Source organism: Psychrobacter sp. DWR1-2-3, assembly GCF_049896465.1.
GTDB classification, from domain to species: Bacteria; Pseudomonadota; Gammaproteobacteria; order Pseudomonadales; family Moraxellaceae; genus Psychrobacter; species Psychrobacter maritimus.
Genome location: NZ_JAFCUJ010000001.1, coordinates 98,068 through 112,547, shown reverse-complemented (window position 1 = coordinate 112,547; position 14,480 = coordinate 98,068). Strand labels below are relative to the sequence as shown.

At 40.9% G+C, this 14,480-nt stretch carries 12 protein-coding genes; 8 read left to right on the top strand and 4 right to left on the bottom strand.

Translation table 11 applies throughout. The features are described 5' to 3' along the window. Positions 1 to 67 precede the first annotated feature (67 nt). The 4 genes from ACP7AA_RS00450 to ACP7AA_RS00435 are packed head-to-tail and all read right to left on the bottom strand — an operon-like array spanning position 68 to position 6,822. On the bottom strand, positions 68 to 862 hold the full coding sequence (locus tag ACP7AA_RS00450) for a hypothetical protein (RefSeq protein WP_426222328.1): 795 nt from the start codon (positions 860 to 862) through the stop codon (positions 68 to 70). Between the two features lie 14 nt (positions 863 to 876). After that, positions 877 to 3,252: a hypothetical protein gene (locus tag ACP7AA_RS00445; protein ID WP_426222327.1), complete on the bottom strand. Its 2,376-nt coding sequence runs from the start codon at positions 3,250 to 3,252 to the stop codon at positions 877 to 879. A gap of 44 nt (positions 3,253 to 3,296) precedes the next feature. Beyond that, positions 3,297 to 3,839, bottom strand: coding sequence for a hypothetical protein (locus tag ACP7AA_RS00440; RefSeq protein ID WP_426222326.1), 543 nt, complete (start codon positions 3,837 to 3,839; stop codon positions 3,297 to 3,299). Continuing rightward, complete coding sequence (locus tag ACP7AA_RS00435; protein WP_426222325.1) at positions 3,823 to 6,822, bottom strand: DUF2345 domain-containing protein; 3,000 nt, start codon at positions 6,820 to 6,822, stop codon at positions 3,823 to 3,825. The genes ACP7AA_RS00440 and ACP7AA_RS00435 overlap by 17 nt, the downstream gene beginning before the upstream one ends. Before the next feature lie 224 nt (positions 6,823 to 7,046). On the opposite strand from ACP7AA_RS00435, the gene ACP7AA_RS00430 reads away from it, so the two are divergent. The 8 genes from ACP7AA_RS00430 to tssG all read left to right on the top strand — a co-directional run bounded on the left by ACP7AA_RS00430 (position 7,047) and on the right by tssG (position 14,401). Then, a complete protein-coding gene (locus ACP7AA_RS00430; protein WP_426222324.1) occupies positions 7,047 to 7,517 on the top strand; it encodes a hypothetical protein in 471 nt (156 codons plus the stop codon). A gap of 59 nt (positions 7,518 to 7,576) precedes the next feature. Continuing rightward, positions 7,577 to 8,305, top strand: coding sequence for a hypothetical protein (locus ACP7AA_RS00425; RefSeq protein WP_426222323.1), 729 nt, complete (start codon positions 7,577 to 7,579; stop codon positions 8,303 to 8,305). A 59-nt stretch (positions 8,306 to 8,364) separates the two neighbouring features. Next, positions 8,365 to 8,874 (top strand): type VI secretion system contractile sheath small subunit, encoded by a 510-nt coding sequence (gene tssB / locus ACP7AA_RS00420; protein ID WP_200662664.1) that lies wholly within the window; start codon positions 8,365 to 8,367, stop codon positions 8,872 to 8,874. Positions 8,875 to 8,877: 3 nt separating this feature from the next. After that, positions 8,878 to 10,359, top strand: a complete 1,482-nt coding sequence (tssC, locus tag ACP7AA_RS00415) for a type VI secretion system contractile sheath large subunit (protein ID WP_426222322.1) — start codon at positions 8,878 to 8,880, stop codon at positions 10,357 to 10,359. A gap of 53 nt (positions 10,360 to 10,412) precedes the next feature. Then, a complete protein-coding gene (locus ACP7AA_RS00410; protein WP_025651832.1) occupies positions 10,413 to 10,916 on the top strand; it encodes an Hcp family type VI secretion system effector in 504 nt (167 codons plus the stop codon). Between the two features lie 103 nt (positions 10,917 to 11,019). Beyond that, positions 11,020 to 11,511 carry a type VI secretion system baseplate subunit TssE gene (gene tssE / locus ACP7AA_RS00405; protein WP_426222321.1) on the top strand — a complete coding sequence of 164 codons (492 nt, stop codon included), beginning with the start codon at positions 11,020 to 11,022 and terminating at the stop codon, positions 11,509 to 11,511. A 77-nt stretch (positions 11,512 to 11,588) separates the two neighbouring features. After that, positions 11,589 to 13,412: a type VI secretion system baseplate subunit TssF gene (gene tssF, locus ACP7AA_RS00400; protein ID WP_426222320.1), complete on the top strand. Its 1,824-nt coding sequence runs from the start codon at positions 11,589 to 11,591 to the stop codon at positions 13,410 to 13,412. Further along, positions 13,376 to 14,401, top strand: coding sequence for a type VI secretion system baseplate subunit TssG (tssG, locus tag ACP7AA_RS00395; RefSeq protein WP_426222319.1), 1,026 nt, complete (start codon positions 13,376 to 13,378; stop codon positions 14,399 to 14,401). Before tssF ends, tssG begins: the two co-directional genes overlap by 37 nt. Positions 14,402 to 14,480 lie beyond the last annotated feature (79 nt).

The following is a 14,480-nucleotide window of genomic DNA, read 5'->3' as shown; positions in this document are numbered from 1 at the left end:
AGGATGCATTTCTCTTCGCTCGAGATTTCTAACTTATATCAGATGGAATCTAGACTATTAATTCGATTCAATCTACTCGTTTGTAGTTCACTCCAATATCTGTATTAACTAAACGGTACTCAAAACCAAATTGCTTCTTAAAACTATCAATAATTTCTTTATCAACTTGGCTATTTTGACATGAATAGGAGCGAGTTAGGTGCCAATCATTAGCAATATTAAAGTTCATCATACATGTATCATCGATATTAATATTCTCTTCTCCAAGTGTAATGAAGTCAATATCAGCAAATTCATTAGGATCGATACCTAGTTTAATGAGTTCGCTATCTTGAAATTCGTAATCAATGATCCCTAAAGGATAAACTCCTAAAGTGTAAAGGCTATCCTTCTCGTTATCTTTCTTGATACTTGTAATATGAAATGACTGATTTGGATAGCCGTCTTCGGCTTGATCATTACTGAAACTGATTAGAAATGTTTCATTAGCACTGTAAGGAATAAGACCAAGTAGTAATTGCTTATAATAAATTTGAGATTTAGAGTGTTTTGAATCACCCTCAATGTCAAACATACCATTATCAAATTTCTTTATATTCAAAAAATCTTGACTAGAAATAGGTAACGTTAAACAGGGCACTTGTGCCAGCTCTTCTATTTGCCAATCTGGTATAGCGTTGTGACACTTTAGTACTTCATTGCCTAAAGTTTCGACTATAGCGTCGTCGCTAGAACTAGCTGTAATATCATCATTATTCTTGTTCTTTACAGCATCATTAGTATCGACTGTAGCAGTGCCTTCATTATTGACGTTGCATGCTGATAATGCAATACAAAACAAAGCTAATGATAAATATTTCATTTTAAATGTCCTTATCAAATATCTTCAAGAATGCCACGAGATTTTAAACTATCTGCTGAACCTTGATTGCCCAAATGTAAATGATCATGGTGGTTTTTCCAAAATGTTGTGCCTTTTAATGCGGGCACACCGCTTTTAGCTGAAGTACCTGTATAAAATGTTTGAAATCCGTAGGTTTTAAATACTTTGACCCACCTTTCATTTTCTAGTTTGTTAAAATTTTTTTGACCTGTATGTACAGGGCCGTTTCTATGGGCATTGTTCTTACCTAAGTATCGAAAATCTCCTGCACGGCCATTAAAATGAGATGAGCTCCCTTTAGATTCAGCCTTATGATTACTCCAACCAGTACCTTCATATTCTTGATACCCCATCTTCATCAATGTTCCGAGCGTTCCAGCCATAGTTAAACCATTTAAATAATATCTTTCCCTAAGGTTTTTACCTATATACGCAGGAATATGCCATTTATAACCCAACTTCTTATCAGGACTAATGTAGCTATTATGTTTTCTTTCATCTACTAAATAAACAGAGCCTCCATTTGGGATGTTTCCGCTTTTGAGGCTATCAGTACGAATATAAGCAGACTTACCTAGATTATGCTTCCTGCCTTTTTCATCATAATAAATGAACTCAGCATAACCAGTGGCGTTTGCGTTCTGCCTTTTAATTTTTCCATTGTGATAAATATGATAGCGAGTTGTATCGTTTGCTGCTTTATCTGTGATAACAGTCGTTATAGGGCGACCGTTCTTTTCAGTATGACTCTCTTCTTTTACAGGATTTGATTTGGGTTTAGTAACAGTCGGTTTAGTGGGCGGATTATCAACTGGTTTTGGCGGTGAGCTAGGAGTTTTATTGGCCGTTGTCGTAGGGCTAATTACTCCCTGCGCTTTGTTTTTTGCTGCCTCGTTAATGTTAATATGTTGAGTAAGCGCTCCTTTGAGGCAGCGAAGTGTCACTAATGATGTGCCATCGGTTAAACCAAATTTATATACAAAGCCTACCAGCATTTTGACATTGATGAGCCCTTGATTATTAGTTTGCTTAACTATTTTTCTACCTCTATAAAAAATCATGAATTTTGTGTTTTTGACTAACGCTTCATGGTTATCCTTTACCGCTATGTTAAAAGACTCTACGGGTAACAAAGCTCTTATCGTTTTACCCTCATGACTGCTACTAACTTTGAAATGTGATACCGCATGCAGCTTTCCTTTACCAGCCACACATATTTCTATATCTTGACCCACTTCAGCTGTGATATTAGATTCTATACCTTGATCGTCAGTGCGATGCTCTTTTGAGTTGCCTTCATAGATTAGGTAGTAGCGCATATTGGTAATTGGATTTTTAGTATCACCTTCAGCGATAGTGATATTAAAGGTAACCTCTTTTGGTACTTTAGACGAGGAAGGATGTTGAGCTTGTGGTTCGCTATTTTGCTCATTACGTTGATCTTGAGGAGATTTGTCTGGTACGGGACGCGGTTCCGGGGTACTTGGTTTATCTAATTTGCCGTTTGCTTTAATGCTACCTGTTATATCAATAGTATAGTGTTGAATCTTATCTGCTTTTTGAGTGATAACACTTGATTTGCTATTGACAGTAACTTTAATTACAGCGCCAGGATGACGAATAACGACAGGAATCCGACCTTCTTTATTGGAGGTGTAAGTATTCTTGATTTTACCTACTTTTGAATAGTATTTACCTTCTTTGTATTCAGATTCGATATTCACATTGACATCTGATACAGGCTCACCGTTTTCCTCAACTTTTATATAGATTTTGCGGTTGCAGCAGGTTTCAAGATCATAAAGTGCAAGTAGATCAATGTATTCACCTACGCCAACGTTATTTCCATCTGTACCATTAATCTTACCATTTGAAGTAATGAAACTTAAAACATGACCTGCGCCTTTTAAATGAGTACCTGCAATACAACCTGACTCTGTGATTTCAGTACCATTAATAACCTTTCCATAAAATTCGTTAATATTAAGATTACGTATTCGATTGCAAAGAATGTTTATCCACTCTTGAAAGGTTTTGACCTGTATTTCAGGGGATGACCTAAAGTTTTCTAAAGAACGAATATTATCCTTACCTGTCCAACCGCCTATCCAATTATTTTTCTTACTTTTATCTGAATTATTTTTTCTTGGGTTGTAGTAACCGCAATCGATAAGAGCGTCTTCCCCAAACTGAAAATATCCAACGTAACCAATTTGATTTATTACTCTTTGAGAAACAATATTGTTTCTATCGGTGTGTACTAACATTAAGTTTGATGAAGATTCTCTACGAGACAAAGCACACATAAAACCATTTCTATCGGCGTTAAATTGAATATCTTTAACTGGTTTCGGTTTTGGATAGGACATTTATACCTCTATGCTTGGTATTGAGAAAACATTCTTACGATTCTTTAATATAATTCAGAAGCATAAACATACTGCTCTAAAACAAATTTACCTTCAGAAAAACTATCGATATCTCCAAAATACTGATATTTTCCATTCGAGATTGGTTGCAACCAGTCATCACGATCAACTTTCAATAAAATATGTTTATCTTTCTTAGTATGATGAATGTAGTAAACATGTAGCGGACTGTTTTTGTCTCTAAACTCAGTAATCACAACATGGTTATAATTTGGATTTACTACTTGAGTACAAATTGAAGGTGCAAATAACCAATCAATTTTATTCATACCTATATCGTACCTAGCTAAATCGTTCTTAACATCCTGCCACGTAAAACCAAAATTTCTTTGGTCACACTTAGCATCAGAATCATAAGTAGTATAAAACTCTAAAACTACATCTTGAGTTACCTTTGAAACTGTAGGTGACTTCGAGACTACAGGAGTTTTAGGTGAAGGTTCAGCATTTACATAGCCTATAAGTACAGTAGTAAATAGCACAGGTAATAATATAATCTTGCAAAATGCTCTAATTGCCAAACGCATGATAATCCTCCTCTAAATCGTCATTTATGTTAGCTTCTGAATCAGATTCAGCTGTATCACTTTCATCACCTTCTTCAGGAGCGCAGCATTCTTCCTCATGTTCATGAACAATATCTTCAATCATATTCTCTATCATGAGAAGTTCTTCTGCATCTTCATGACCTATCATAATAACTTCAATCTCATCTTGTTCTGTACCATATATTCTAGGCGTTCTACCATCTTCTGGTAATACGCCGTAGAATTCAGTTCCCTTTGTATGATTTATTACTTTATATTTTCTACCTGCAGTTAACAGACCTGCTTCTAATAGCTGATTAAAATCAAAACGACGACTAAACAGCCCCGAAGTTGGCAAAGCTACTATTGGCGCATTGACTTTACCGCCCATCATCAAACTCTTCTTCACCGCCAGAACCTTAATCGTCCCCGGACACACAAGCTTAATTCCACCGTCATCGATTGTGATTGAAGCCCCACCTGACGTTTGCAGCTTAATCCGCTTAGGACTTGACAGATTCACCTGTCCTGACTCACTGCCAATCGTCATCGACTGCTGACTGTGCAATTGCAACTCACCGCCTTGTGCCTGTATGGCTACAGGTTTGGTATTGGCGCTGATATGTAACCCTGATAGATCGGCTTGACCACCAGCTCCAGAGAGGGAGTCAATCGTATTTGCCATCAGCATATAATTGCCTGCCACTACATCCGACTGCGTAGCGCCTGATTGTCTGACGATGGTTTTCGCAGACCATAGCGTATTGCTTGCAGATGCGAGGATACTGTCTTTACTGACTAGCAGTACATCAGGTGCGCCTAAGATTTCAGTATTTAGCGTGTCGTCTATTACTTGCGCCGCTGTTTGAAAGGCATCTATTGATGGGTTGGCGATATTCATTGCTTGGGTAGATTGTAAGTGCGCCTGCTTTGCCTCTTTAAAAGTTTCACTCAGCTCAGTGCCCATTCTTAACTGACGTTGTCCTGCATCATTGACCCAAGCCGATTCGTGCTCGCTTTGACTATGTCTGATATCAAAGGTGGATAGCAGTACACCGGTATCACCGGTGATTTGCAAACCATGGTCGGTTGCTAGATTAATCCCTTGTCCACAGTCTGTTGATTGATGATTACTAAAGCGATGACGTAGTACGCCTAATTCTAATACATGCTCATCAGCAGCGAAGATAGCTTGATCTGTGATGGTTGGCATCTCAATATTGGCGCGCCCCCCAGTATTTACCGTCCACTGCAGACCGACTTTGCTTGGCGTATCATCAAAGCTAAATGCTACTTCAGAATCTGTGCTGAGTCCGTATTGCGCAATACCGGATATCCAACCACTATGATTATCATCCTCTTGAATTTGTGAATGACCAAGAGCGCCGCCATGCCATCTAGGTGAAGCGCCATTTTTTAAATTATGGCGATTAGACCGCCCTGCATCCAAACAAGTGATATCTTTGTCATCCACATCGCCCATACCAATACCGTCATAAATAGAGCGGGTAATAACAGGGCTGTCTATATCACCATACCAATAGTTAAGGAGTACCGATTGTCCAAGTCTTGGAGAAAACTGCCAGCCATGTGACGCACCCGATGACAGTTGTAATGAACGTAGCGGTGGGGTAGTACCGTCATCATGAGGGCTGATACCTGACCAGACAGGGGTAGTGATAGTTTGCTGTAAACCGTTGTCAGTGACGTGTGATTCATAGCTTGGCGTGGTAGTGTCACCAGTCCGTGCTTGGGTAAGACCTATATAGCTATTGCTTACTAACGATAAGCTGCTGGGATAGGGGCAGTAGGGTGTGGTCGCACGTAAAAGGGTTGCGGATGCCCATATGCCAGTTTCAAATAAAAGCTCATAACCATGCTCAGGAATACTGATGAAACGATGCTGGGTAACCTTACGTAGCCAATCTTGAATAAAAGTGCGATTGTTATAAGAGACGCTATCACTGTCCGGCTCGATACCCATCACGTGAGCTTCTAAACAATGGGCAGAGAGACCGCCTATCGCAGGCAAGTCACTGATACTCACAGAAGAACCCGTATGGACTCCTCGCATGGCCCCCATAGCTCGGTAGGTTTCGCGCTGACAATTATTAGCAGCAACCCATTGAGCCGCAAGCTGTGCTGCTGCTTCATCGCTATTAATACGAGAGGGGGAGCCAAATAATATAGTGCTGTCATCTAATGCTAACGGTGATTCATCAGCTGCCTGACCCTCATAGATAATATCTGTTGCCAATCCATCAGCTTTTACCTGAACAGTAGCGCTACCCAGCTGTTTGACACTCATTTGTAGCGTATTAATCGTATCTTGTCCTGACTGAATAGAAGACTGAGCATAACGATAGTGCATCACTGACTGCTCAAGCTCATCTAAACGACTGGCCAAATACCAAGTACCGAGATTGTCTACCGAATCACCCGGCTGCCATAGGGCAAAAGCTCCAATATCCGTTAATACGCCTTTTATAAAGTCCCAGTCACTCAAGTTAGATTGAGTGCGCATCGGAAGCGAAGCGTTGAAGCGCTCTGATGCCAACAGCGCATCAGAAACCTGCCAATCAAAATCATAATGCGTAAGAATGCTAGTGATAATGCTAAGCGTAGACTGCTGTGTGAATGTGCGGCTATGTATAGATTGGGTCAATTGCCAATCAGGTGTAACAATGTCTAACGTATAAAAGTGCACGCCACCATCAGAATGTTGGTAATAAACCGCTTGAATAAGACCTGTACGGTAGGTTACACCCAAATCGGCTAAAGCACTGGATAAGCAAACAGATGTATTTAGTAAAGACAAACATTCGTTCGAATTTAAAAAAGTGTAACTATAAGCTAGTAACTGATTGGGTAATGTCTCATTAATGGCACTTGACCAAGAGAAGGTAGTTAAACTAAGAGCGATATTATCCTCTAAGTCTTTATTTATGGATACTTCATGAATGTTATTAGTCTTGGAGAGCATAGGTGATATTCCGATAACTGCGAAAATATTGCGCAGCCGGTCACTTAAAGGTAAGCACTGCTAAATTATTTGCTAAGAAAATTATAGAGTTTATTGAAATATTGTCAAGTATCTGTATAATCGATTCAAATATAATTATGATAAAGATGAACTTTAGTTATAATTTATCAGTTTTATTGCTGGTTTTTTCTTATTTTTGCGTTCTTATTGATGGCATTTCGCTTATGAATAATATTTATGCTACTAAGCTTTCTACTATAAATTTATTGTCTATTGTGTTGAGCACTGGGGTGTTAATAACGGGTTGTAGTGCCGGTGCCAAAAAAACACCACAACCTATTTCATCGCCGCCGCTGATTGCTAAAAAACTTCAGTCGCCATCATGGTCTTATTTACCAGAAGTCATCGCAGTAGATGATGAGAGTCAAGTAACGGCTGCCCAATGGATGCTAATTGCACAAAGTAATTATCAAGCACAAAAATATGCGCGCTCATTGCGAGCGGCTACAAAAGCTTTAGAGTTTGACGCGCAGTCGCTAGAAGCTCGTCAGCTCGCGATGTTGTCTGCTGTCAAAATCACTGAGACTAATATTGATAGTTATCAAGATGATGTGACGCTAAGTAGTAGTAATAAAAGCGAGTTGAAAACAACTTTGGAAAATTTGACGACGTTACTGAATACGTCAGATGAATAGGTTTGGGTATTAGGGTATGTCAATGAATCAAAAGAATTGGGTCTGCGGTGAGTAATCTTATGATAGGTAATGTCAGTAAAGTGACTAAATCGGCTATAGCTGGTTTTATTATTATGTGTTCAGCGATGAGTGTCGCCCATAGTGAGCTTTCAATCCAAGAAAGAGAGCCGGAATCTAGTATTACCAATCGATATGCTGCACTCAAAAATGCAGACGAAACATCTGTGGAGCTACATCAGCTGATTGCAGAATTGAATCAAAGAGTTACTGTCAATCCTGCCGATTCCCTAGCATGGGAGCTGTTGGCTCAGATTTACTATAGCAATGGTTATCATGCTAATGCTGTCTATGCCGCCAGTGAAGCTGTTGAAAAAGGCTATAGCACGCCGACTTTGAAAAAAGTCCTGCTCAACAGTAGTGCTATGGTGGCTCAAAATCAGCTCAAGGGGCATTACTTATCGACTGATGTAGATGAAGACTTCATAAAAGAGTATCAGAATGCCCTTAGCAAGATATACGGCTCAATATACGACTTTAATTATGATGAGTCTTTACCAAAACCTCCCGCGCCCATCGTAAGACCGAAAGCGCGTCAAATGAAAAGCACATCAAATTCACGCCACCGTGCGCCTATACCGAAAAAAGTAAAAACAACTGCCAAGAAAAAGACAGTAGTACAGAAGCCACGAGTTGCGCCAAAAGTGCTACCCGCTAAACAACCGATTAAAAGCTTGCCATCTAATAGCGGCAAATCAAGTACCGCTGATCCATTCAAGATCTTACGTTAAAACAGGTGCGTTTTATCCAGTGTGATAAAACCAGAATAGCAATTGCTTAGGTGACTTATATGGCCAATCAAGACAGTGTACAAAAGAAGCTTGCAAAAGTACGTGCGCCCCGAGTGCATCTTACTTATGACGTTGAAGTGGGCGACTCGATAGAGACGAAAGAGATTCCTTTTGTGGTGGGAGTACTAGGGGAATTCTCTGGTGACTCTGTACTTGAACAACCACGCTTAAAGGATAAAAAGTTTGTCGAAGTGGACTTAGATACTTTTGATGAGGTGATGTCAGGTTTAGCACCGCGTGCGACGTTTCGGGTTAGTAATGACTTGAGTGATAAAGGAGGCGAGTTTGCCGTTGACTTGGCATTCAATCGCATTGATGATTTTCGCCCAGAAGCAGTAGCCGCGCAAATTGAGCCATTGAAGCAGTTGGTACAAGCACGTGATCGACTGGCTGATTTGCGCAATAAAATCTCAGCCAACGAAAAGTTGGAGGATTTATTGGACGAGGTACTTAAAAATACTGAGCAAGTCAGAAAAATGGCCGAACAAAATCTAAGCGATGGGGAATAAGGTATGAGCGCTCAAGCCCAGTATGGTTCAGATATTATAGAAGAAAGCTTTGATTTGCTTGAAGATATCGTAAGTAAGAGCAACATTGCTAAATCCGATGATGAAAAAAACCGTGCCAAGTCACAAATTGCAGAGCTTGCTAATGAAGTCATGCAAGGTACAGTAACTTTATCGGATAATTTGGCAGCATCGATTGATGCCCGTATTGCCCAAATTGATGCGCTGATATCGAAGCAATTGACCACGGTCATGCACGCGCCTGAATTCCAAAAGCTGGAGTCTAGTTGGCGCGGTCTGCATTATTTATGCAGTCAGACACCTTCTAAATCCATGCTAAAAATACGCATGCTCAATACCACTAAGCGTGAATTGACAAAAGATTTTCAGTCGTCAATCGACTTTGATCAAAGTACGCTGTTTAAAAAAATATATGAAGAAGAGTTTGGTAGCTTCGGTGGCGAACCGTATGCCGCAATTGTCGGTGATTTTGAGTTCACGCGCCAAAATGCTGACATGTATTTGCTTGAACAATTGTCTCATGTGGCAGCTGCTGCGCATGCGCCGTTTGTATCAGCTGCTTCAGCTGAGATGTTTGGGCTTGAGTCCTTTACAGATATTGGACGCCCTCGTGATTTATCAAAGATATTTGAAACGGCGGAATATATACGCTGGCGTGCTTTTAGGCAGTCTGAAGATGCACGCTATGTGGCGCTTACTGTTCCTAGATTCTTAGGCCGTCTACCTTATAACCCTAAAGATGGCACAGTGGTCGAAGGTTTTAATTTTGTTGAAGAAGTTTCTGGTACAGACCACAGTGATTATTTATGGGTCAATGCGGCCTATGCTTTCGCGTCACGTTTGACGTCAGCTTTCTCTGATTATCGTTGGTGCGCCGCCATCCGCGGTGTTGAAGGAGGTGGGTTGGTTGAAGGCCTGCCTGTGCATACCTTTAAAACCGATGAAGGTGATTTGGCGCTCAAATGCCCAACGGAGATATCCATTACCGATCGCCGTGAAAAAGAGTTAAGTGATTTAGGATTTATACCGTTAGTGCATTGCAAAAACACCAACTATGCTGCCTTTTTCGGTGCGCAGTCTGTACAAAAAGCCAAGACTTATCAGAATGATGATGCCAATGCCAATGCGGTGCTATCCACTCAGTTGCAGTACATTATGGCGGTCTCACGCATTGCTCATTACTTAAAAGCCATGATGCGTGACAAGGTTGGTAGTTTTTTAGCGCCTGGTAATGTTGAGTCGTTTTTAAATGACTGGATTTCACGTTACGTCTTGTTAGATGACGGTGCCTCTCAAGAAGCAAAAGCCCAGTATCCGCTGCGCGAAGCTTCTGTACAAGTTGTAGAAGTACCGGGTAAGCCTGGTGTCTACAAGTCAGTGGTCTTTTTGAGACCACACTTTCAACTTGACGAATTGTCTGTTTCTTTGCGACTGGTTACTCAACTGCCGCAGTCTAGCAACAGCTGATCGTTTATTAAAATCCAACGTAAACATTAAACTTCTCAAACAAGGTGTGTGATATGAAAGATATTTATATTCAGTTCCGTGGCAAATATAAAATTGATGGCGAGTCTCGTGATAGCGAGCATAAAGGTTGGCTTGAAGTAAATACTTGGGATCATTTGATTCGTCAGCCAAAGTCAGCGACAGCCAGTAGCGTTGGTGGTCATACTTCTGAGCGTTGTGAACATGCTGATATGACATTTATGAAAGATTTGGACTCGACCAGTCCTAAGCTATGGGAAGCGTGTTCTGCTGGCTATACTTTTGATGAGATTCAAATTGATTTTTATCGTGCCAACGGTGATAAACGAGTTAAATATCTTGAAGTGAAACTGAAGCATGCACTTATCGCAAGTGTTGAGCCTACGGTACGTTCAGAAGGTGTGCCAATCGAAAAAGTCGGTATTAAGTATGCGGCGGTTGAGTGGACGTACACTCAGCAGGATATCGATGGTACTGCTAAAGGCGCAGTGACTAAGAAGTGGTCGCTAGCCAATAACACTGCTACTTATACCGCTTAAGCGAGATAGTGTTAGGTGTTATCCATTTATATATCTTGCCGAAAAGAAAGGTTTATATTTAGGCCTTTCTTTTTTATTTATTCAATTAGGGACGATGATATCAATGAATTACGCTGCTAAAGCCTCTAATAAAGAAGTGGGTTTTCGCCCAAACTTGTTTGAACAACTGTTCGATGATCAGCCTCGGCATTTAGCGCATGAACTCGTGGTTCGCAGGCTTAATATTGATGAATTGAAATCGTCCGTCGCCCAAGATTTGGAATCTTTATTAAATACCCGTTGTGTGGTGTCAAATAAGCTGCAAGCCTATCAACACGTGCGCTCATCGATATTAAACTTTGGCATATTGGACTTCGTTGGATTAAGCAGTGCCAATCCTGTTGATTGTGATTATATCTGTCGTCAAATTGCTCAAACGGTTGAGCAACAAGATACTCGATTAAAAAACGTTCGAGTCTCATTAGATATTGGCGCGGTCGATGTCAATCAGCTGTGTTTTTCTATTGAAGCTTTACTAAAAGTTTATCCAGCACAAGAGCTGGTCAGTTTTGATGCGTTCTTTGAGCCAAGCTCTCAGCGTTACTTAATAAAATAATCATTATTTATTTAATGCAATAAATACTCTCACCGCTCAATCTATGTCGTTGGCAGTGATCAATATACTGAGGCATCATGGACAGTTTACTTCCTTACTTTGAGCATGAGCTTAGCCTGTTTAATAAACAGTCAAAAGAATTTGCCAAGAAATATCCCAAGATAGCCAATCGGCTATTGATGGGGCACGATACGGTAGATGATCCACATATTGAGCGCCTTATTCAGTCTTTTTCGTTGATTAGTGCACGCATCAATAAAAAGCTGGACGATTCATACGCTGACTTTACCGAATCCTTATTAGAAGTGGTTTATCCTGATTACCTCAAACCTTTTCCATCGGTCTCTATTGCGCAGTTTAATTTAGGCGTACAGGGCAATGCGATGAGTGAGGCAGTTTTAGTTCCTAAACAAAGCCCATTTGCCACACAAAAAATAAACGGGACGCCGTGTCAGTTCCAGTCAACTCAAGATGTGACCTTACTGCCGCTGCAGATAGATAACGTCAGTTTTGAGACTCACCAAGAAGTGTACGACAATCAGCATGGACTGCTTAACGGTTGTATTGGTATTAAATTTAAAGGTCTTAATCCGAGCTTTGATTATCAAGCGTTATTAAATCATTCGCTAGATTTATATGTAGATGAAGATGCAAGTCAAGGTACAAGCCTTTGGGATTTGCTGTGGTGTGATGTGAGACAAACCCATCTGCAGGGCAAGCAAGTCAACAAGGTATCGGGTAGTCCGTTCGAGATAATAGGCTTTGACCCTGAGCAGAAAATTCTTCCAAGCCATCGAGTGAGTAATGCGGCCTCTGCCTTATTAAAGGAATACTTTTATTTTCCTGAAAAGTTCAATTTTTTACGTCTAAATCTTGGAAAAATTTGTCCTGATTTAAAAATCGATGGCAATGGTTTTGAGATTCGCTGTTATTTTAAATTTGATAAAAAAAACACCATCCGGCTAAAAAATCTACAGCAACTGAGTGCCAGTAGCATCAAGCTATTTTGCACACCCGTCGTCAACTTATTCAAGGCAGCCGCCAAACCCATTCAAGTCACTCATCGTTCTATCTATTATGATTTGGTGCCCGATACCCGTGCATTGTTTCAGCATGAAATCTATGAAGTTAATAAAGTTATAGAATCCAAACAGAGTGACAATCGTTTAATACAGCGTGAATACCATCCATTTTATGCGCTCAATCATTATGAGCAGCAAGATGACGGTCGTTATTACCATATCAAACGTGATAAGGATATGGCTGAGTTCAAGCAAGGTTTTGAATATCAGATTATGTTCGTGGAAAAAAACCGTGAAGATTTATCCGGCGCGGTGAGCATGAGTGCTTCTTTATTGTGTACCAATAGAGACTTGCCAGCCCAAGTGGTGTTTGGTCAAAGCCGCGGCGATTTGTTTAGCGAAGGGATGACAGGTTTTAGCAGTTTGTCGTTATTAAAGCAGCCGACCAGAACGGCACGGTTTGAATATACAGGCGAGGAGCGTTGGCGCTTGATATCGCTGATTAGTCTAAACTTTTTATCATTGGCTGCTCAAGATGCGGAGCTGATGAAAGAGTATCTGTCGCTATATGATATTACCCAATCCGCTTCTAATAAACTCTTGGTTGAAGGTATTGTCTCTGTTGCAACCAGTATTAAAGCTCGACGTATTCAGCGTTTGCCGCAACCGGGGTTTGTACGCGGTACGGTGATTGATATTCAAATCAACCAAAAGAGTTTTGCTGGGGTCAGTATCCGCCAGTTTGCCCATTTATTGGCGCATGTTTTTGGTTATCACGCCAGTTTAAATAGCTTTGTTGAAGTCTCCATAAGCGACGCTGTTACCAAAGAGGAGATATATAGATGTCAACCACGCAGTGGTCTCAGTCCTCTTATTTAACCGATCTAATCGCTGCGCCGCAAACCTATGAGCTATTGCAAGCGCTGCGTTTGATTGAGCGCGAAGTCAGTATGGGGCATATGCCTATTGAAGTGCGCTACCGTGCCTCGTTGTCACTGGCGTATCCGCAAGCTGAAATTGAGTCGATGGCGCTCATTGCTCAAGAAAATATGGAAGGCAGTGCTAGTTCAGTAAAGGCGAATCAAGTAAAGAGTAGGCAGATAGAGGTCTATCCAGCAGTTATCGGACTCACAGGTCCATTGGCGGCCTTGCCAGCGATGTATACCGATCATCTGGCATCGCGAGTCAATCATGCAAAAGATAAAGCAGCACCGGCATTTTTAGATTTGTTTAATCATCGTTTAACCGACTTATATGTGCAGGCGAGTTGGTTTTATAACTTGCCATTACAGTATGAGATAAATAATAAAAAGGACAGTTATCTACTGTGCTTGCGGGCGCTTGCGCGGCAGCCGAAGAAACTCACAGCAATCGATAGCTTGATTGCCTATGCTGGCATGATTGCACCAGGGCGTCTGACTGCCGATCAATTGTCGCATGTGTTGTCGCATTTTTTGGATAGTACCGTTAGTGTCGAGCAGTTCGTGCCTGAATGGTTTGATCTACCCGCAAGCGAGCAGACAGCACTCGGTGGGCAGCACGCCGCACTTGGGCTCTCTGCATTTTGCGGCGCGCGTGTCGTACAGTTTGATAGCAAAATTAGAATCGTATTTCACCAGTTAGATGCCAAGCGTTATTTAAGGCTGTTACCAGCGGGCGATATGTATCACGTCATTATTGACTTTATTCGCAAATGGTGCGGTGTGAGCTTGGCAGTTGAGATGCAATTGGAGTTAGATAAGCAATATATCACCCCTTTGTCATTATCTGAAAATAGTTTTGGCGGTTTGGGTCAGGGCGGGTTTTTGGTGTCGCAGCCTGCGGCGAAGCATCATGATGACACTCGTTATGCGTTGCCTATTCAGTAAATATTTTATTGCCAATGGATAGGTCGCTTGTCTATTTATCAGCAATCCTAAGTTTTATATAGGTAGGTTTTACCTATTG